20 protein-coding genes and 1 pseudogene are annotated in these 18,542 nt (G+C 35.2%); 4 read left to right on the top strand and 17 right to left on the bottom strand.

All coding sequences use genetic code 11. The annotated features are described in order from the left end of the window. Both KUA55_RS08590 and KUA55_RS08585 read left to right on the top strand, forming a co-directional pair. A complete protein-coding gene (locus KUA55_RS08590; RefSeq protein WP_218325791.1) occupies positions 1 to 735 on the top strand; it encodes an epoxyqueuosine reductase QueH in 735 nt (244 codons plus the stop codon). A gap of 127 nt (positions 736 to 862) precedes the next feature. Further along, entirely contained in the window at positions 863 to 1,744 is an 882-nt protein-coding gene (locus tag KUA55_RS08585) for a helix-turn-helix domain-containing protein (RefSeq protein ID WP_218325790.1), read from the top strand. A gap of 15 nt (positions 1,745 to 1,759) precedes the next feature. On the opposite strand, the gene KUA55_RS08580 is transcribed toward KUA55_RS08585, so the two are convergent. The 5 genes from KUA55_RS08580 to KUA55_RS08560 form a co-directional block, all read right to left on the bottom strand. After that, a complete protein-coding gene (locus KUA55_RS08580; RefSeq protein WP_218325789.1) occupies positions 1,760 to 2,989 on the bottom strand; it encodes a serine hydrolase in 1,230 nt (409 codons plus the stop codon). Positions 2,990 to 3,080: 91 nt separating this feature from the next. Beyond that, on the bottom strand, positions 3,081 to 3,725 hold the full coding sequence (locus tag KUA55_RS08575; protein WP_218325788.1) for a bifunctional 4-hydroxy-2-oxoglutarate aldolase/2-dehydro-3-deoxy-phosphogluconate aldolase: 645 nt from the start codon (positions 3,723 to 3,725) through the stop codon (positions 3,081 to 3,083). Positions 3,726 to 3,794: 69 nt separating this feature from the next. Beyond that, positions 3,795 to 4,328 carry an acyl-CoA thioesterase gene (locus KUA55_RS08570; protein WP_218325787.1) on the bottom strand — a complete coding sequence of 178 codons (534 nt, stop codon included), beginning with the start codon at positions 4,326 to 4,328 and terminating at the stop codon, positions 3,795 to 3,797. Positions 4,329 to 4,403: 75 nt separating this feature from the next. After that, positions 4,404 to 4,583: a CsbD family protein gene (locus KUA55_RS08565; RefSeq protein ID WP_218325786.1), complete on the bottom strand. Its 180-nt coding sequence runs from the start codon at positions 4,581 to 4,583 to the stop codon at positions 4,404 to 4,406. A gap of 74 nt (positions 4,584 to 4,657) precedes the next feature. Beyond that, the gene (locus KUA55_RS08560; protein WP_218325785.1) at positions 4,658 to 4,837 is read right to left on the bottom strand and encodes a hypothetical protein; all 180 of its coding nucleotides are present in this window, start codon (positions 4,835 to 4,837) and stop codon (positions 4,658 to 4,660) included. 73 nt (positions 4,838 to 4,910) lie between these two features. Between KUA55_RS08560 and KUA55_RS08555 the strand changes: the two genes are divergently transcribed. Further along, on the top strand, positions 4,911 to 5,090 hold the full coding sequence (locus KUA55_RS08555; protein WP_218325784.1) for a hypothetical protein: 180 nt from the start codon (positions 4,911 to 4,913) through the stop codon (positions 5,088 to 5,090). 67 nt (positions 5,091 to 5,157) lie between these two features. On the opposite strand, the gene kynU is transcribed toward KUA55_RS08555, so the two are convergent. Both kynU and KUA55_RS08545 read right to left on the bottom strand, forming a co-directional pair. Beyond that, positions 5,158 to 6,429 carry a kynureninase gene (gene kynU, locus KUA55_RS08550; RefSeq protein ID WP_218325783.1) on the bottom strand — a complete coding sequence of 424 codons (1,272 nt, stop codon included), beginning with the start codon at positions 6,427 to 6,429 and terminating at the stop codon, positions 5,158 to 5,160. Positions 6,430 to 6,440: 11 nt separating this feature from the next. Further along, positions 6,441 to 7,622: an MFS transporter gene (locus tag KUA55_RS08545; RefSeq protein WP_218325782.1), complete on the bottom strand. Its 1,182-nt coding sequence runs from the start codon at positions 7,620 to 7,622 to the stop codon at positions 6,441 to 6,443. 202 nt (positions 7,623 to 7,824) lie between these two features. Between KUA55_RS08545 and KUA55_RS08540 the strand changes: the two genes are divergently transcribed. Next, the gene (locus tag KUA55_RS08540) at positions 7,825 to 8,268 is read left to right on the top strand and encodes an Lrp/AsnC family transcriptional regulator (RefSeq protein ID WP_218325781.1); all 444 of its coding nucleotides are present in this window, start codon (positions 7,825 to 7,827) and stop codon (positions 8,266 to 8,268) included. Positions 8,269 to 8,309: 41 nt separating this feature from the next. On the opposite strand, the pseudogene KUA55_RS08535 reads toward KUA55_RS08540, so the two are convergent. The 10 genes and pseudogenes from KUA55_RS08535 to KUA55_RS08490 all read right to left on the bottom strand — a co-directional run bounded on the left by KUA55_RS08535 (position 8,310) and on the right by KUA55_RS08490 (position 18,542). Then, positions 8,310 to 9,289: pseudogene (locus tag KUA55_RS08535) on the bottom strand (aldo/keto reductase). A 399-nt stretch (positions 9,290 to 9,688) separates the two neighbouring features. Next, the gene (locus KUA55_RS08530; RefSeq protein WP_218325780.1) at positions 9,689 to 10,627 is read right to left on the bottom strand and encodes a 5-oxoproline transporter, DUF979 family subunit; all 939 of its coding nucleotides are present in this window, start codon (positions 10,625 to 10,627) and stop codon (positions 9,689 to 9,691) included. A gap of 13 nt (positions 10,628 to 10,640) precedes the next feature. Then, entirely contained in the window at positions 10,641 to 11,285 is a 645-nt protein-coding gene (gene pcp / locus KUA55_RS08525) for a pyroglutamyl-peptidase I (RefSeq protein WP_218325779.1), read from the bottom strand. An 18-nt stretch (positions 11,286 to 11,303) separates the two neighbouring features. Then, complete coding sequence (locus tag KUA55_RS08520; RefSeq protein ID WP_218325778.1) at positions 11,304 to 12,248, bottom strand: DUF979 domain-containing protein; 945 nt, start codon at positions 12,246 to 12,248, stop codon at positions 11,304 to 11,306. After that, positions 12,249 to 12,941, bottom strand: a complete 693-nt coding sequence (locus KUA55_RS08515; protein ID WP_218325777.1) for a DUF969 domain-containing protein — start codon at positions 12,939 to 12,941, stop codon at positions 12,249 to 12,251. A 464-nt stretch (positions 12,942 to 13,405) separates the two neighbouring features. Further along, complete coding sequence (gene trhA / locus KUA55_RS08510; protein ID WP_218325776.1) at positions 13,406 to 14,050, bottom strand: PAQR family membrane homeostasis protein TrhA; 645 nt, start codon at positions 14,048 to 14,050, stop codon at positions 13,406 to 13,408. Positions 14,051 to 14,053: 3 nt separating this feature from the next. Further along, positions 14,054 to 14,698 (bottom strand): putative ABC transporter permease, encoded by a 645-nt coding sequence (locus KUA55_RS08505; RefSeq protein ID WP_218325775.1) that lies wholly within the window; start codon positions 14,696 to 14,698, stop codon positions 14,054 to 14,056. Between the two features lie 78 nt (positions 14,699 to 14,776). Further along, positions 14,777 to 15,439, bottom strand: a complete 663-nt coding sequence (locus KUA55_RS08500) for a TetR/AcrR family transcriptional regulator (RefSeq protein ID WP_218325774.1) — start codon at positions 15,437 to 15,439, stop codon at positions 14,777 to 14,779. A 14-nt stretch (positions 15,440 to 15,453) separates the two neighbouring features. Continuing rightward, a complete protein-coding gene (locus tag KUA55_RS08495) occupies positions 15,454 to 16,413 on the bottom strand; it encodes a DUF4097 family beta strand repeat-containing protein (protein WP_218325773.1) in 960 nt (319 codons plus the stop codon). A gap of 125 nt (positions 16,414 to 16,538) precedes the next feature. Beyond that, positions 16,539 to 18,542 carry an FtsX-like permease family protein gene (locus KUA55_RS08490; protein WP_218325772.1) on the bottom strand — a complete coding sequence of 668 codons (2,004 nt, stop codon included), beginning with the start codon at positions 18,540 to 18,542 and terminating at the stop codon, positions 16,539 to 16,541.

Here is an 18,542-nt window from a genome sequence, read left to right as displayed (position 1 = left end):
ATGATAGATGCAACAACGATTGTAGATAAAATGAAAAATCAAAAGGTCAATTACGACCGTGTGTTACATAAAATGATTCAAGATTGGGAAAAACAAGCAGCACGTCCCAAAATTTTGATTCATTCTTGCTGTGCACCTTGCAGCACTTATACTTTGGAATTTTTAACTGAATATGCCGATGTAACAATTTTTTTTGCCAATTCAAATATTCATCCAGAAAGTGAATATCAACGGCGCGTTTTAGTTCAAAAGAAATTTATTGATGATTTTAATGAAAATACTGGTAATACAGTTGATTTAATCGTCGACGATTATAAGCCAAATGAATTTGTTAAAATGGTGATTGAAAATAATTTGACTGAAGAACGTGAAGGTGGAGCCCGTTGCTCTGCGTGCTTTAATATGCGTCTAGATTTAGCTGCTAAGGAAGCTGTTGAGCGGGGTTATGATTACTTTGGTTCAGCTTTAACAATTTCTCCAAAGAAAAACAGTCAATTGATTAATCAAATTGGAATGGATATCCAAAAAATTTACGATACTAATTATTTGCCAAGCGACTTTAAGAAAAATTCAGGCTATAAACGTTCGGTAGAAATGTGCAAAGAATATGACGTCTATCGTCAATGTTATTGTGGTTGTGTTTTTGCGGCAAAACAACAAGGTGTTGATTTGAAAACAATCAACAAAGAAGCCAAAGCTTATGTTGCTGAACATCAAGATGAAATAGATTTCTAACGGCAGTTGATCTGTCGTTTTTTGCTGTTACATCGGTATTCTACTAAGAGTAGAGTCATGAATTCCTTAAAAACTATTCATTTTTCGAGTTTATTTTGCTAAACTTTCAAAAAAGAGGAGGCAGCATATGGAAAATAATTTAAGTCAACAATTAAAAAATTATCGCGCAAATCATCATCTGACACAAAAAGAGTTGGCTGCCCTTTTACATGTTTCAGATAAAACAATTTCAAAATGGGAACGTCAAGCAGGTCTGCCGGATATTGCAACTTTGAAACAAATTTCGAATTTATTAAATATATCGCTTGACGAATTGTTAGATCAAGAAGCGCCACCCACTTATTTTGAATTTTGCAGTTCATTTATGATTGGTATGCTTCCATTAATTCATATAGTCATTCCTAACTTTAATTGGTTATATCGGCAAAGCTTTACTAAAAAAGAATTGTTTCATCAGCTAAGAGAACTCCCAAAAGCCACTGGCATTTTTAGTTTAGCCTTATTTTCACGGGGAATTGTTTCCTTTGGCATCGTTTCTCAAGGAATTTTCAGTCTTGGTGTTTTCTCTTTTGGATTGATTTCCATCGGTGCCATTTCTATCGGCTTACTGGCTTTTGGCAATTTTACAGCTGGATTAGCTGGCTTTGGTAACTTTTCGATTGGCATATTAAGCATGGGGAATTTTGGTTTAGGTCTGTTGGCATTGGGAAATTTCGCTGCTGGCTATTTAGCCATCGCCAATCGTCCATTAGCCAGCTTAAGTCAGTCAATGCCTAATCATTTTCAAACAAATGATGTGATTCGAGCTTTAGAAAATTTGAAAGAGCAAGGTGGCTCAACTTTTTTAATCAATCCATTACTCACTGTTTTACAGTCTCCTGTATTGTTATCTGGTGGCATTATTTTATTGGTAACTATTGTCTTACTCGCAGTCAGTTTTTTACTTTATGGTTTAATCCAAATGAAAAAAGACTTTTTCCCAAATAAAAGACCTCAAAAGCTAGTCTAGCTTTTGAGGTCTTTTTTAACTTTGAACAATTTGATATATTCCTTGAGCTATTTTGGTAATTTCTTGATTACTAATATCTGTTCCTAGTACTACCAAGATAAACGGCTGACTGCCATAAACAACTGCAGCGTCATGATTGTAACGATTTGCCATACCAACTTTATGATCGACTTTTACTGGTAAAGCGCCAATTTTATCATTTTTCCAATCTGTTTCTGACATGACCTGATTAGCAATCCCATTTTGTCGATGAATAGCAGCCATTAATTTACCTGCTTCTCTAGCCGTCATCATTCTTGAATATTGACTAACTCCATAAACGTTATTGATATAACGCTGAAAGTCTTCCATATTATTGTAACAAATTTGCGCGAGTAGTTGATTACTAGCTAAATTATCTGAATTCACAAATAAACGCCGCATTAAATCATCGACAGTATAGTGTTTGTTCCAAAAATTTGTTTCAAATTGGATTGAACCAGTCCCACCAGTTGAAGTGGCCTCATTTACATAATTGGCTGAATTTAAATATAAAAGTTCAGCCGATGGCGCCAACAACTGACGATTTATTCGATCTTGTACATAAGCAGCAATCGGTAATTTAGCTACTGAGGCAGCAAAAATTTGTCGGTCAGGATTGATTCCAGCTGTACCAGCATTGTTATCGACTAAACCTTCATAATAAATATTAACATTTCGATTGCTATAGCGTTGAGACAATGCATTTATTTGTGCTATTTTTTCAGCAGCACTGTAATTTCCACCAGCCGCAACAGCATACCAACCAATTTGTTCATCTTGCCAACCAGCAGAAATCAAGCCTTGTTGTTCACTAGAATGTGCCGAATAGTTATGGCTACCGGCTTTCGCATTTGGATTATAGGCTCGATAAATAGGTGTTCGCTTGTCCTCATCAGAAAACCAGCCAGTTCCTTCATTTTTCCAGCCCACCGAAATTAAATAATCCCTTTCACTCAGATTCATGGTGTAATGATGATCGCCAGCATTTGCATTATAAACACGATAAACTGGTTCCCCATTGTCTGGCGCAATCCAACCAATCCCCTCTGAATCCCAACCAGAAGTAATCAAATAATTCCGTTCCCCTGGATCTTTTGTATAAAAATGTTCTCCCGAGTTAGAATTGTATAAACGATACATTTGTGCCTCTGCATTAGCCGAGACAGTTCCCCCTAAAAATAAACAGGCAAAAAAAATAATTGATCCCCACAAATATTTTTTCATTATATCCTCCTAAATTAATATTACTTTTATTGTAAATGATTTCTTTATTGGATACAAAAAAAGCTGAGATTTTCATCTTCAGCTCAAAAAATTATTTTTTAATTTCGTTAAATTTAGCCATATATTTTTCCGCCATATTGGTGACCTCTAAAAAGTTGCCATGGGCAGCTGGTGCCATTAAGTTTCCACCAACACCAACAGCAATCACGCCAGCATCAAACCATTCTTGCATATTATCTAAACTGACACCGCCTGTTGGCATAATATTCAAGTGAGGCAGTGGGGCTTTAAATGCTTTAATCACACTTGGCCCAAAGGCGCTACCAGGAAATAGTTTGATAATATCTGAACCGTAAGTTAAAGCCTCTTTCATTTCGGTGATTGTCATGCAACCTGGTAAATAAGGAATTTGGTAAAAATTACAAATTTTAGCGGTTTCTTTATCAAAACTCGGGCTGACAATATATTGCGCACCTGCCATAATTGCTAAGCGAGCTGTTACAGCATCTAAAACTGTCCCCGCACCAATGACCACTTCCGGCTGATCATGATATTTTGAGACTAATTCGGCGATTACTCGATCTGCTTGGGGAACAGTAAAAGTCAATTCAATACCATTCATCCCACCAGAAACAATTGCATCTACTGCTTGTAACGCTTCAGCTTTACTGCTACCACGAACAACAGCAATGACACCAGCTTTTTCTAATCGCTTTAATATTTCAACTTTTTGCATCAAAAATTCCTTCAATCATTTGGATTTGTATTCTCAAGTATTATTGAAAAGTTTTACTTGTTTGTCAAATTAAGCTTCAGCTTCCCATGGTAAAGCAATTGAAAGCTTTTCAATAAACTCTTTATAATCGGTTCTTTTCGCTAAGCGCTCAGCCCGTCTTGCTGGATAACCATCACAAATCAATTTTTCTTCCTCTGATTGTGGTTGAACTTGAGGCACGACAAAATCTTTATCTGGATGTTCTGAATCAGCAATTGCTACAAAGTTAATAAAACAAGTGGCCGCTAGATAGCGATCTCCTGTCATTAAATTTTCGCCAATCACTTTAACAAAAACTTCCATTGATTTACGATGCGCACCTGAAACATAGCTTTCCACACAGACGGAATGATTGCTATGAAGTGGATTTAAAAAATTTAATTCCTCCAATGAACCTGTTACTGCAGCTCGGCGGCAATGTCTAGAAATTGAAATAGACGCTGTATCATCAATTAATGTCATTAATTTTCCACCAAATAAGAAACCGTATGTATTTAAATCTAATGGGAAAATCCGATGAGTTTGAATTGCGAATGAATCTTTACAATATTTAAAGTCTACCATGCTATCTCCTTAATTTTTGTCTTAAGCAATATTATACGAAAAAAACCTGCCTCTTTAAAGGAGACAGGTAAAATATTATTCTTTATCTAGTTTTTCATTGATTTTGCCAGCAGCTTTGTTCATTTTATCTTTCGCAGCATCCTTAGCTTCACCAAATTTTTGTTGTACTTTCCCTTTTAATTCAGTGGACTCATCATCAGTCACTTTACCTTTGGCTTCATTTACTTTGCCTTTTAGTTCATCTTTGTTTGTCATAATTCTGTCCCCCACTTCTCAAATTTTTAATAATTTTACTACCATTTGAGTATACCATCGTAGGTTTTTTTAGACTAAGATTCTGCTTGTGCAGCCAAAAAATCTTCTGCTTCTTTTAATGCTTTCGTCAATGCTAAAATCCGCTGATCCTTTAACTCACCAGAAAAATTACTGCTTTCTATATAAGCCAGTTCCTCTTTGACACTTTCAATCTCAGCTTGAACTTCTTTGATAACGTTTTCATTAAGCCTCATTGTATTTCTCCTAACAAGCATTATTTTATTGGACTCCCAATATCCATGATACACTCTTTTTGAGGTGAAGGAAATGCGAAATACATGGTTAGCTGAAGAATTAACGAAATTACAAAATAGCGAAAATAACTTAGCTATCACAGAAGCCATCAAATATATCGAGCAATTAGAAGATGATAACGAGTCTTTACAAATTGCGTTAGAAGGAAATATTTGGAGTCCTAATAAATGGAATGAAAAAGCAGAAAAATAAAAATTGCGAAATTTAAATAGGAATTGAGAAGACTTTACCCTCTCAATTCCTATTTTCTTGCTCTATTTTAAACCACCGAAGACCGCACATTACTATAATCTTCGTAAATTTTCTCTGTAACAATTTTTTTCAAGGTTTGAACAACTTGATAGATTTCTTCATAGGAAGTATATAAAGCAATTGGTGCTAAGCGAATCACATTCGGTTCACGGAAATCCGGTACCACACCATTATCTCTTAAAGCTGCAGCAATCCGATACGCTTCTTCGTGTTGTAAGCAAACGTGGCCGCCGCGAACTTGATCATCGGTGCTGTTTCCGTAAGAATAGCCATATTCTGCTAATTCTTGATCGATTAAATACATAAGATAGGCTGTTTTGTTTAATGAATTTTCGCGGATTTTTTTCATCCCTAATTGATTGAAAATTTGTAACGAGCCTTCTAAGCCAGCCATTGAAAAAATTGCTGGGGAACCAATTTGCCAACCGCTGGCATCAGGTTGTGGTTCGAATTGATGTTTTAATTGGAATTGGGTATCATTGCGATTGCCAAACCAACCAGCCAAACCAGGTTTTTTATCAAAATGTTTTTGATTAATGTATAAGCCAGCCGTCGAACCTAAACCGCCATTCAAATATTTATACGTGCACCAAACAGCAAAATCAGGTTGCACATCGTTAAAGTCAATCTCAATCGCGCCAATCGCATGGCATAAATCAAAGCCAATAATAATTCCGCGTTTGTGGGCTTCTTCAGTCAAACGTTTCATATCAATAATTTGAGCGCTTCGATATAAAACAGTTGGTAATAAAATCACTGCTACATCATCTGTCATCGCTTCAATCACAGCTGTTTCATCAATAAATTCACCATCTGGACTTTTGACAACTTTCACTGCATCCTCAATAGAGTATCCTTTTAATTCTACAATACTATCGACAGCATAACGATCGGTTGGGAAATTCAAGTCATCAACTAAAATTTTATAACGATCTTTTGTCGGATGATAAAATGTTGCTAAAGCCGAATGGATATCTGAAGTCGTACTGCCTGTCACAGTAATCTCTTGAGGCGAAGCATTCACGATTGGCGCCATTAAAGCCGCAATTTTTTCGCCATAAATATATAAATCATTCCAGGCTCTGACGCCTTCTTTTTTCCAACGTTCAATCATTTTATCGATATTTTCTACAGCAGCTTTAGAAGCCATTCCTAAAGAGTTGCCATCCATATAAATTTCACCCGGTTGAATAAAGAAACCTTCACGATATTGATGTAACTCATCCTTAGTATCTAAATCTTTGGCATAATTTAAACCTGTTTCAAAATTTGTGTTCACAATAATTCCTCCTAATTTTTAATTGTCTGATTTGTTACTAAATAAATAATTGATCCAATCACGCCGATACAAGCCACCCCAGTTAAAACTGATAATCCTGTCAACCAAGAAAATTGTTCAACTATTTTAGAAATTAAAGGGGCACCAATCACGATCATCGTATAATAAAATAAATTGACAAAGCTCATTGAATAACCAATCAACTGTTCTTTTCCTGCCGCTCTTGGTACTAAAATGGTGATGGAAGAGGAAGCCAACATGGCTGCTGCTGATAAAAAAAAGACTTGAGCAATAATCAAACCACTAACTCCACCTAAAAAAGGTGCTGCTAAACACGCCAATGCCATCGTAGAAAAAGCCACCAAAATCACTAAACCAGATTTTTTCACTCGATCCAATAAAAATCCTGCCACAACACCAAAAGGAATCCCAAATAAACCAAACAAGCCCGAGTAAAAATTGGCCGTACCTTGCGATAGATGATAATAATCACTAAACAATACTGGATACAAAGCGATGTAAGCATATAATACAAACGCCATACAACCTTGTAAAACTCCCAAAATCCAAACTGATTTATTTTTTAAAACCGTACGAAAAGGTGCATCAATTTTTTCTTCTACTGACTGATCTTCTGCCTTCGGTGCATCTAAGAAAAAGAAATATAAAATCCATAGAATAACAGAAAGCCCACCAATTAAATACCAACTAGCAAAATGCCCATATTTTTCTGACAAAGATAAAAACAAATTCATTGAGATCAATGAAGCCAAAGCCGGAAAGGTTGTGAAAATACCAATCGCCGTGCCAGAATACTGACTATCTCTAAACCAGTAGCTAATTAAAACGACTGCCGTCATAACAATTGTCGAAAAAGAAATCCCTTCAATCACACGGGTGACTAGTAACATTGAAAACGAGCCTGCAACAGTTCCTAAGAAATTACCAATTGCCAACAAAGCGATAATCCCCAAAAGCAACTTCTTCGCACCAATTTTAGTAACTAATGCGCCGCCAGGAATCGCAATAAAAATTCCTGAAATAGTAAATACTGATGTTAGTAGTGACATCTGGGTTAAAGAGGTGTGGAGATATTGCGACAATGGATTAATAACTGGCGCAATTTTTAATTGAGACATTCCGATTAAGGTACCACCCAAATAAAGTAAGAAAAATTTCATCCATTTATTCACTGACTTCCTCCTTCTTTTAATTAATTTAAAAGCGCTTTCAAACTATGGACTTATTATATCGAATGATTGATTTGTTTGAATATGCCTTAAAAAAGTTTCTTTCGACTAATTTTTCGTTTAAAATACAAATGACCCATCATTTTTTAGAGAAAATGACATTATTCGAAAAAAAACACAATTTTTATCTTGAAGGAGCCAACTTATGGAGACGATTGATGAAACTGATTTAAAAATTTTGAAATTACTATCGACTGATAGCCGCATGCGCATCAAAGATCTTTCAACAGCCGTTAAATTGTCAGAGCCAAGTGTCAAACGCCGAATTGAAAAAATGGTAGATGCTAAAATTTTAAGAGCTTTTACGATTGATATAGACTATAGCAAATTGGGTTACAGTATCCCTTTTTATGTAAAAATAAGTAATTTAACCATCTCTTTCACCGATTTTATAAAAAAGGCACAACAAATTAACCCCACTCTATCTTTTGACTCAGTGACTGGCGAAGAAAACTATATTATACAGGGACGCGCTCAAACGATTGTAGAAATAGAAAAATTACTAGCTGCACTGATGCATTACGGCAAAGTATCAACTTCAATTATTTTGGAAGAAACTGCCGGAAAAAAAATTATTGATTTAATGTAAAAAAATAATCTGCGCATAAAATTTATGCACAGATTACTTTTTTAAGAAAAGCCAACAATTTTATGCGGCACGTAAGGTTCTTCAAGATATTGTATATCTTCAATAGATAATTTTAAATCAACTGCTTTTACGGCTGTCTCAACATGGGATAATTTTGTCGCTCCAATTACTGGCGCTGCTAAAGTCGGCTTACTAAATAACCACGCCAAAGATACTTCCACACGACTAACCTGATATTTCCAGCCAATTCACCAACACGATCAATAATTAACTGATCTTTATCTGCCGTCTCATCATATTTCGATCGGGCAACATCGTCAGTAATTAAACGTTTCGAAGTTTCTTGCGGACTACGTGCTAAACGACCAGAAGCTAACGGACTATACGGCGTTAAGGCAATATTTTCAGATTCACAATAAGGAATCATTTCCCGTTCTTCTTCACGATAAATCAAGTTCAAATGGTTTTGCATCGAGACAAACTTAGTCCAACCATTTTTTTCTGCCACATGATTCGCCTGCTCAAACTGAAAAGCATGCATCGCTGAAGCACCAATATGGCGGACTTTTCCAGCTTTTACCAAATCATGTAAAGCCTCCATCGTTTCTTCGATCGGCGTGCCATAGTCCCAACGGTGAATAATATATAAATCCACGTAATCCGTCTGCAAGCGCGCCAAACTCTGATCAATTTGCGACATAATATGTTTCCGCGAAAGTCCTGCACCGTTTGGTCCATCAAACATTTTTTGATACACTTTAGTCGCTAAAACAATCTCATCGCGTTTACCGTAATCCTTTAAGGCTGCGCCCAAGATTTCTTCACTGCGACCAATCGAATAAACATTGGCTGTGTCAAAAAAATTAATTCCTAAATCCAAGGCTTTCTTAATTATCGGCCGGCTTTCATCTTCCTCTAAAGCCCATTTATGCACCCAATTCACCGGATCACCAAAACTCATCGCTCCTAAACAAATTCGTGAGACATCTAATCCTGTATTACCTAATTTTGTATATTCCATCGCAGATTCTCCTTTTAATGTTTATTCAACTTTAACGGAGAGATTCGTTTGATGCCAATACTTATTAAATTTTCAAACATGCTTAAAAGGCATGAAAATACAGCATTGACGAACTAATCATCTTTTGGCTTTTTATTCTTTTTGATCTCTTGACTTCATATTGTCGCATCATTAGAGATGCTTTTGTTTTATCCTACTAGATTTCGTCAAGTATTTGCAGCAATTCATAATAATGACCTTGATACTTGATCGAAAACAATTCAATCATTTATAAACTCTCTCTTTAAATATTCGAAAAAAATAATAAAGTCATTTTTTCATCTTAATTAAGGATAACATCTCAAATTTTCTTAAACTAGACAACAAAAAAGCCAATTCAAGCTAAATTGAATTGACTTCTCAATATATAAACATAAACAAATACAACAACTGACAAACAAACATTGCTAATGACACCACAATCTGGTTTTTTATCACGCCATACTTGTCTTTCATCTCTAGGATATTTACCGGGACAATGTTAAAATTTGCCGCCATTGGTGTCATTAACGTTCCGCAGGAGCCGATACTTAAAGCAACCATGCCAATCACCGGATCTACGCCATAGCTCAAAACAAAAGGATAACCAATTCCTACTAACATCACTGTAATCGAAGCAAAAGAATTTCCCATGATCATCGTGAAAATTACCATGCCGACAGAAAGTAAAATCATCCCTGCATAGACATTTCCTTTTGGCACCATGTTTTGCATGATTTCTGCAATCGTTACGCCAACACCAGCTTCGGTATAAATGGCTCCCAACGAGGCTAGCAACATCGGTAACATCGACAACGGGCCAATTGTTTCTAACATATTAGCGCCATCTCGTAAGAAGACCCGTGGAGTATTTTTCCGCGAAAAAATGAATAAAATGAACATCGCTAAAACGACGCCAATCCCAATGCCGACCAGCGAACTAATATCTGTGAAAAAAGAACACAAAATAGCGACTGTACCGATGGATAAAGCGGGAATAAAAATCTTATTTCCTTGAAATAGTTGGGGATCAAACTTAATTTTCTTCGCTACTCCAGTAAAAGGCTGACTTTTCCGTTGAATCGCTGGTAGGGTCATGATCAAAATTAAAATACCAGTTATATAACTAGGCAACCAACGTCCCGCTGCCAAAACCACACCCAATAAGAACCAGAATAAAAAAGCTTCAAAGCTGGCGAATCCTTGCCAGCTTCTTAAATGTTTTAAAGCAAGATAAATACATAAGAGGCCCATCACAATAAACATGAGCTCTAATAATTTATCATTCATAGGTATTTCTGAATTTAAAAAGAACTCCATAAGCAACTACTTTCTAATGTGTGGTGCCAAGATTGATTTCAATATCATCTTTATTGGTAACCGCTGCTGCAATACCATACTCAATTGTTTTAGAAATTGTTTCAATTGGCATTGATGGTACGTCGACTGCTTTACCGATTGTTTGGCTTGGTTCAAAAGGTACGTGAATGAATCCGCCTTTGATACCTAAGCCTTCTTTTTCGATCGTATACAATAAATTGTACATGATTTCGTTGCAGACGAATGTGCCGGCAGTATAAGAAATGTACGCTGGTAAGCCATGATCATTGGCATTTTGAACCATCGCTTTAATTGGTAATGAGGTGAAGTATGCATTTTTTCCATCTGCTTGAATCGCTTGACCTAATGGTTGATTGCCTTTATTGTCTGCAATCCGGGCTTCATTTAAGTTAATTGCTACCCGTTCAAATGAAACAGAAGCTCGTCCGCCAGCTTGTCCAACACAGATTACGAGATCAGGTTGTTCTGATTTAATGGCTGCTGCAACTTTTTCACCACTTTCACCAAAAACTGTTGGTACTTCTAATTTGATAATTTCTGCGCCAGCGATTTCTGACGGTAATAATTTTACTGCTTCAAAGGCAGGATTTACTTTTTCTCCGCCAAATGTGTCGAATCCGGTAACTAAAACTTTCATTAAAGATCAATTCCCTTCTTAACTAAATAGAATCATATAAAAAATTTGGAAAACTAGCATAAATAACGCAACGAAAATTTGATTTTTGATAACGCCATATTTGTCTTTCATTTCTAAAATCGCGACAGGTACGACATTAAAGTTGGCTGCCATTGGTGTCATTAAAGTACCACAGAAGCCACATGATAAAGCAATCATTCCGATTAATGCTGGATCAGCACCATAAGCTAAAACAAAAGGTGCGCCAATTCCAACAGTCATTACAGTGATCGCCGCAAAAGCATTACCCATAATCATCGTAAAGATCACCATGCCAATCGCATAAATCGTAATTCCTAGCGGTAAATTCCCAGCTGGAACGACACTACTTACACCACTTGAGATCACTTCACCAACTCCAGCGCTTGTAAAGATTGCCCCAAGAGAAGCTAGAAGCATTGGTAACATTGATAATGGACCAACTGTTCCCAACATATCTACCGCATCTTTAAAGAAAACAGATGGTTTGTTGTCTCTAGAAAATAGCATCAAAATAATAATTGATAGTAAGACACCAATTCCCACACCGACTAAAGCTCCTAAATCGGTAAATAATGCCACAATAATCGCCACGAAACCAATGGTTAAAGCTGGAATGAAAATTCGCATGCCAATTTTATCAGACATTTTTTCCATATATTCACGACTTGCAGCATTGCTTTTACCTTTTGTTACTTTTTGTAGGATGGCTGGAATTGTCATAATAATAATGATAATACCTGTCCATAAACTAGGAATAAAACGACCAAAACCGATAACTATCCCCATCGCCAGCCAGAAAAGTCCTGAGCCATAGCGATTTTTGTTGGTTTTGTCCATTAAATTATAGATACCTGTCCCAATTGCAATGAGTCCCATTACGATATAAATAATTTCTAATAATTTTTCACTAAGTAAAGCTTCTGAGCCTAAGAAAAATGACATCTACTTAACCCCCTTGTCGCCGTAGTATTTTTTCATTAATCGTTTGTCTTTAAAATGGAAATAAATACATGCTACGACTAATGCTACCAATGCAACTGGGATTTCTACTACCATTAATCTAACCAATGAAACATCATAGCCTAAGCTTTTCAAAGTAGATTGTACCAGCAACGCTCCGGCACCACCAATAAATAAGTTTTGTCCGAAGAACCAAGTGATATTTTCCATCGCGGAAGACATCCCTTTTAAGTCTTCAAAATATTCTTCATTATCTGGCAAGCCTTTTGATTCAACTGCACCTTCCATCATTGGATATACAATTGGGCGCACAAAACCAGCTACACCGCCAAAGCTGACATTAAAGGCCGCAAAAACAGTTCTGAATACACCGTAAATCATTAAAATAGCACTTGTATTCACCCGTTTGAATTTTTTGATCATTCGTGCAGCGGATTCTTTCAAACCATTACGTTCCAAAGTTCCAGTTGCCAACATAATAATAATAAAAATTGCCATCCCTCGGTTTGCGACAAAACTACTACCCAAAGTTTCTAGCATCGTTTCAATCCCTAAACCGCTTACTAGTGCCGTCACAATCATAGCCACAACTACAATTAAAATTGAATCTAATCTCAGGGCGAATCCAACAATAACAATCAGCACCCCAATTAAACTTAAAATATTTCCGTCCAAGCTGTTCCCTACCTTCTTATAAATTAGATTGATTTTAGCTCATTTTCACAAAAATATCAATCGTTTAATTTAAAATCAATTGCTTAATATTAATAATTATTGAATAAATATAGATAACATTTTTTATATTACCTATTTATTGAGATGAAGGCTTGCTAGATTGGTACGGCAAAAAATTCTTTATTAATGTTAGATAATTGGTTCTTCGCAGAAAATAACTAATTATTCATTCTATCTACTATAAACATACTTTGTTTTTTAGAAATAAAAATTTGAATATATAATAATTATCAGATTATTCATACCCTTCATGTGATATTTTAAAAGAGACAACCAGATGATTTAAGTAAGATTCCTTTTTCGTTACAAATAAGTGTATTTAAAATAACGGATCACTATATTTTTTGTTGTCTTAAACACAAAAAAAGAACCTCACATAGAGATTCTTCTCTCATTTTCTAAGATTAGATAATGAATTGATACATCAAATAATAATGACAAATAGCTCCAGCTAACACAAAAAGATGAAATAATTCATGACTTCCAAAGGCTTTAAAATGAAACTGTAAAGGTTTTGTCGCATAAATAATTGCACCAATAGTATAAAATATTCCACCAGTAAGTAAAAACAAGATCGCTTCTCTCGGAAGTTTATCCATCAAAGGCCCACTAAATGCAACAATCCCCCATCCCATTAGCAAATAAATAATCGTCGAAAACCATTTACTTTGCTGAAACCAAATGATTTTTCCTAAAATACCTACCAGTGCCAATGACCAAATGCTGACTAACAATACTAGTCCGATGGTTTTATTTAAAACCAATAAACATATAGGCGTATACGTTCCAGCGATTAAACAAAATACGAATGAATGGTCGATTTTTTGTAAAATGCGATGAATCTTTGTTGATACATAAAAAATGTGGAAAATTGTCGATGCAAGAAACAATCCAATTAAACTAGCCCCGTAAATACAGGTAGCTACGATTGCCTCAGAACTTTTGGCATTTAAAATTAATAAAACTGTGCCACCAATCGCCAATATGGTTCCCCACAAATGAATTAAGCCACTAGTGATACTTTCCGAATCACAATAAAGTTGTTTCATGTTCTACTCCTCCTGTTCAGCTAATTCTAAATTGGGAAAAATTTCAGTCAAATAATCATCGTGGAATCGATGATCCAATTTTTTATCGATTTGATTGTCACTTTTTTGATAAGATTGTCTTTCCGTCCAACGGTTGATAGCTAATCCTGATAAGGTGAAATTCATGATAAAGAAACCAACAAATATAAAATAAATCATTCGTTGTTGGATTAAATAATGATTAATGAGTCTGATTAAAAATGGATACAGAAATTTCAAATAAAATACTCCAATCACACCCCAAAAGAACATGTATATCAAGCTAGTTCTACCAGCTAAATTAAATGGCTGTTGACTGAAATCCCACATTTTTATTCCTAAAATTAGTTCTTCGATTAGACTACCTGTAAATTCTATAATTCCTCCAAGTAAACTAGAGAAAAAGAAAATAATCACTGGATTTTCTCGCCGAAACGGTTTTAAAAATAAAGTAAATATGACCGCTCCAAAACCATAGATTGGCGTAAATGGTCCTAAAACTAAGCCTCTTCTAAAACTCAAGTCTCCTAAAAGAATCCAGCTATAACAGTTTTCTATTAAAAAACCAATTACCGAACCAATTACAAAAAGCCAAAAAAACTGTCGTATCTTCATTTTTTTATTCATCATTTTATCACCTCCACGAATTAATTGAACCATTCATTCATAAAATTGTGCTAAAACAATCTGGATAGTTAATCATCCAGATTATTTCTTACTATAAGCAGGTATAAGATTGTCCAAACAGATTTTTTTGGCTTTTTCATGGGTCAAAGCTTCGTCTCGCTCAAAAGCATCGTTCATAATATGCATTCCCCAAAAAGCCAATAGTTCAATAATTGTCCGAGTAGTGTAATGTTTATCCTCAACTTCTCGCATCTGACCTTCATTAATAAATCGTTCAACATATTGATAAACTTGTTTAAAATAAATCTTTCTAAAATCACGGTAAGACTCAGCCAACTTAGGTAAATCATCTAAATTATGTTCAATAATTAAACAACCCACTCCATATTTTGCAATCACATCAAAGGCATCAGAAAACATTTCTACCAAGGTATAATTGGGATTTTCCATGCCTTTATTAAAATCGGCAGCATTTTTTTCAAAAGCAGCATCTATTTCCTGATCTAGATGTTCAAACAACTGACCTTGAATCGGATAGTCAAAATCTTGGTGCAGATAACTAGGCTCAATCGTACACTTGATAATAAAATCCAATAAATCATTCTTACCTTTAAAATACTGATAAATCATGCCAGTTGACAAACCGATTTGTTGAGCAATGTCTTTCATTTGCGTGCGGGCATAGCCTTTGTTGATAAATAAATGGCTGCCTGCTCCATAAAATAAATCCAAACGATTTTTCATCTGATTCACTCCTTTTAGTGACCTTTAAGATCTATGTTACCATTTTTTGTAGCCAATTTTACTACATATTCTGGGTCCTTTGTCCCACCAATTTTTTCTTGTTGATTTCCTTTCAAATTAAATTCTGAATCACTCTCAATTGTTCCATTTTTTGTATTGATCTTAATCTGATAATTGGTTTTTGTTGGTAAATCTAAAGTAACTTGACCGTTTTTAGCATCCATAGAAATATCTTGTTCTACTTTTTTATACACTAACTGGATATCTCCACCACCTGTTGCTTCAAATTTGCCGCCACCGACTAAGTCTGAACTATTTAACTTTCCACTAGTGGTTGTGTAATGCACATTACCCGTTACATTTTCTAAACTTGTTTCTCCACTTGTCGTTTTTATCTGATAGTTTTCAGCAGCGATATCTTTAAATTCGACCGACCCGCTTGTGCTTTCAACAATCATTTCATCTGTTGCAGCCAGTTTTTCTGCCATTAGTTTCCCACTAGTCGTCGTTAGCTTGATTGATTTAGCCTGGCTATTTCTCAGTTGAATCTCGCCACTAGTTGTATCTAAAGAAATGCTATCAAATTCTTTTTTAGTTTCTAGCAGATCAATATCTCCGCTAGTAGTGTGCAACGTCAGGTCTTGATCAAATTCCTCAGGTAAGATTAGTTCGATAAAAGCTTTAAAGCTTGTCCGTTTCGGTCGTTTACCTTCAGTAATCTTCACGCTTTTTTGACTCGAATCAATTTCTGCATAATACTTTTGATTATCTTCATTCATATATTCTTTTAGAATAATCGAAGGTTGATTATGATATTTTACCTTCAAATCATCTGCGTCATAATCCACTTTGATCTGATTGACAACTTGCTTGATCTCAACAGTATTCACTAATTCTGGTTCAGCCTTTTTTCCACAACTGGTTAAAATAAACAACATGAAACCCGTCAGACACAGTACCAAAAATTTTTTCATTCAGATCAACTCTTTTCTTAAATTAATTGAACCATTCATTCAATTATATTATAAAAGTATTATTTTCACTTGTCAATTTGATCCGCAAAAAAACCGAAGCGATTTTCACTTCGGTAAATGTACGACTAATTTCTTTTCACGATACGATAATAAACTTTTGATGTCTGCCAATAAAAGAATAGATAACATAGTGTAAATATTGCCACCACAATCACCGTTACAATCGTAATCAATTGATTATTGGTTAAACCAAAGAGAATTAACAATTTGCGAATGATCGGCAAGGCGATAGTTAAATGAATGACGGCTAATAGAATTGGTAAAATAAAGACCATTAAAATTTGGCTTTTAATCGTTTGTTTGACTTCTCGGTGACTTAAACCAACTTTTTGCATAATTTCAAAACGGTTGGCATCACTATAACCTTCAGATACCTGCTTGTAATAGATGATTAAGGCAGCGGCGACAGTAAAACTAATCCCGAAAACAACGCCAATAAATAAAAATCCGCCCGTAAATTGATTAGCTTCTTGTCGGTCTCTTTCTATCTCGGAGGCTCTAGCATATGGCATAGAAGGACTTGGTAATTCTTGTTGTGAGAGTTCTTGATTTAACTGTTCTTGATAACTAAATACTCCGTCAGTGAATTCCTTTTGATTTTTTTGGCTACCAGACACGTTCATCATCACCTCGGTCGAATAGGCTAATGGTTCCTGTGCTCCAGTTGTTTCCAAAGCCGAGTATATCTTTTCGACAGATTCAGCATTTTTTACAAACAAAATATAGGAATTGTAAATATCATTTATTTTAGGTTGCAGCTTTAAACTTTCAATTTGTTTTTTTATCGAATAGGTTTCATCGCCAAAGCTGATTGTTTTTCCTGAATATTCTCCCGTAATTGGATAAAACAATATTTGATTCTCTGATAAATTTGCTTTTTTCCCGGTCATCTGAAAGTAATCATCTTCAGTCCAGATCTTCAAAGCCACCAACCCATTTTGCGTTTGATCGTTACCATTAAAAACTTGAAATCGGGTTCCCTTTTGTTGGACTAAGTTAATATTAGGCGTATCCACTTTCAAACTATCATCAACCTTCAGCTGATGTTCTTTAGCAAGTTGATTTAATTGCGGTTGGACCTGATCATTGACCAATTGGGTATTAAAACTCACATCGCTAGTATTACGCTGTTTGACGATATCTTCTTTACCATAATATAAGCCAGCTGTGGAAGCTACGGTCACCAATACCATGGTTGATAATATACAAATACTTGCCAAGCCAGCGCCATTTTGTTTCATTCGATAAATCATTCCAGAAATATTGATAAATGGTTTGGGACGATAATATAGCGTTTCCTTATTTCTTAAAAATTTCAAGATTGTCACACTAGCTGTAATCATTAATAAATATGTTCCAATGATTACTAAAATGATTGCTACAAAAAAGACGCTAAGTGCTGCAATGGGTGATTCTAATGTTAAAGAAATATAATAACCACTGCCTAAAGAAATTAAGCCGATTAAAGTGAGGAACCAATGACTTTTCGGCTCTTTTTCACCTGCTTCTCCCTTTTTCATTAATTCAATAGGGTTTGTTTTCATCAATTGAAGAATATTTGTTATCAGCAATAATAAAAATAAAACCACAAAAAATACCGTCACTACTACAAACATTGATAGCGAAAGATGAAAAACGAAATCTTCACCAAAGCCAGTCATTTTCTTCAATACTAAAAATAAAAATTTTGCAATAATACTTCCTGAAATCAATCCAACAAGCAGAACAGCTATCAAGCTCAACAAGCTCTCAATCGCTAGCATGAAGCTTAACGATTTTTTGTCCATCCCTAAAATATTATATAATCCTAGCTCTTTTTGGCGCCGTTTTATCAGAAAACTATTGGTATAAAAGGAGAAGATAATTGAAAAAATAATAATCACAACATTACCAAAACTAAACATCGAATGAACTGTCATAGCACTTGGCATCGAGCGCATTCCAGGATTATTCACCATCACTTGCATCAATAAATTCATAATTACTAAATAAGTCATTGAAGCTAAAAATGGCAAGTAGACTGTTTTGTTTTTTCGTAAGTTTCCCCAAGCTAATTTAAAATAAAACAT

It is taken from the genome of Enterococcus alishanensis, assembly GCF_019218635.1.
In the GTDB taxonomy this organism is placed as follows: Bacteria; Bacillota; Bacilli; order Lactobacillales; family Enterococcaceae; genus Enterococcus_A; species Enterococcus_A alishanensis.
This window is presented reverse-complemented; position numbering and strand designations above follow the sequence as displayed.

Excerpts from the sequence above, each read along its gene's own strand:
- KUA55_RS08570 (WP_218325787.1), bottom strand. The coding sequence starts at position 4,328 with ATGGTAGACTTTAAATATTGTAAAGATTCATTCGCAATTCAAACTCAT.
- KUA55_RS08490 (WP_218325772.1), bottom strand. The coding sequence starts at position 18,542 with ATGTTTTATTTTAAATTAGCTTGGGGAAACTTACGAAAAAACAAAACA.
- KUA55_RS08575 (WP_218325788.1), bottom strand. The coding sequence starts at position 3,725 with ATGCAAAAAGTTGAAATATTAAAGCGATTAGAAAAAGCTGGTGTCATT.
- KUA55_RS08500 (WP_218325774.1), bottom strand. The coding sequence starts at position 15,439 with ATGAAAAATCGTTTGGATTTATTTTATGGAGCAGGCAGCCATTTATTT.
- KUA55_RS08580 (WP_218325789.1), bottom strand. The coding sequence starts at position 2,989 with ATGAAAAAATATTTGTGGGGATCAATTATTTTTTTTGCCTGTTTATTT.
- pcp (WP_218325779.1), bottom strand. The coding sequence starts at position 11,285 with ATGAAAGTTTTAGTTACCGGATTCGACACATTTGGCGGAGAAAAAGTA.
- KUA55_RS08530 (WP_218325780.1), bottom strand. The coding sequence starts at position 10,627 with ATGGAGTTCTTTTTAAATTCAGAAATACCTATGAATGATAAATTATTA.
- KUA55_RS08540 (WP_218325781.1), top strand. The coding sequence starts at position 7,825 with ATGGAGACGATTGATGAAACTGATTTAAAAATTTTGAAATTACTATCG.
- KUA55_RS08565 (WP_218325786.1), bottom strand. The coding sequence starts at position 4,583 with ATGACAAACAAAGATGAACTAAAAGGCAAAGTAAATGAAGCCAAAGGT.
- KUA55_RS08495 (WP_218325773.1), bottom strand. The coding sequence starts at position 16,413 with ATGAAAAAATTTTTGGTACTGTGTCTGACGGGTTTCATGTTGTTTATT.
- KUA55_RS08585 (WP_218325790.1), top strand. The coding sequence starts at position 863 with ATGGAAAATAATTTAAGTCAACAATTAAAAAATTATCGCGCAAATCAT.
- trhA (WP_218325776.1), bottom strand. The coding sequence starts at position 14,050 with ATGAAACAACTTTATTGTGATTCGGAAAGTATCACTAGTGGCTTAATT.
- KUA55_RS08590 (WP_218325791.1), top strand. The coding sequence starts at position 1 with ATGATAGATGCAACAACGATTGTAGATAAAATGAAAAATCAAAAGGTC.
- KUA55_RS08555 (WP_218325784.1), top strand. The coding sequence starts at position 4,911 with ATGCGAAATACATGGTTAGCTGAAGAATTAACGAAATTACAAAATAGC.
- KUA55_RS08560 (WP_218325785.1), bottom strand. The coding sequence starts at position 4,837 with ATGAGGCTTAATGAAAACGTTATCAAAGAAGTTCAAGCTGAGATTGAA.
- KUA55_RS08505 (WP_218325775.1), bottom strand. The coding sequence starts at position 14,698 with ATGATGAATAAAAAAATGAAGATACGACAGTTTTTTTGGCTTTTTGTA.
- KUA55_RS08520 (WP_218325778.1), bottom strand. The coding sequence starts at position 12,248 with ATGTCATTTTTCTTAGGCTCAGAAGCTTTACTTAGTGAAAAATTATTA.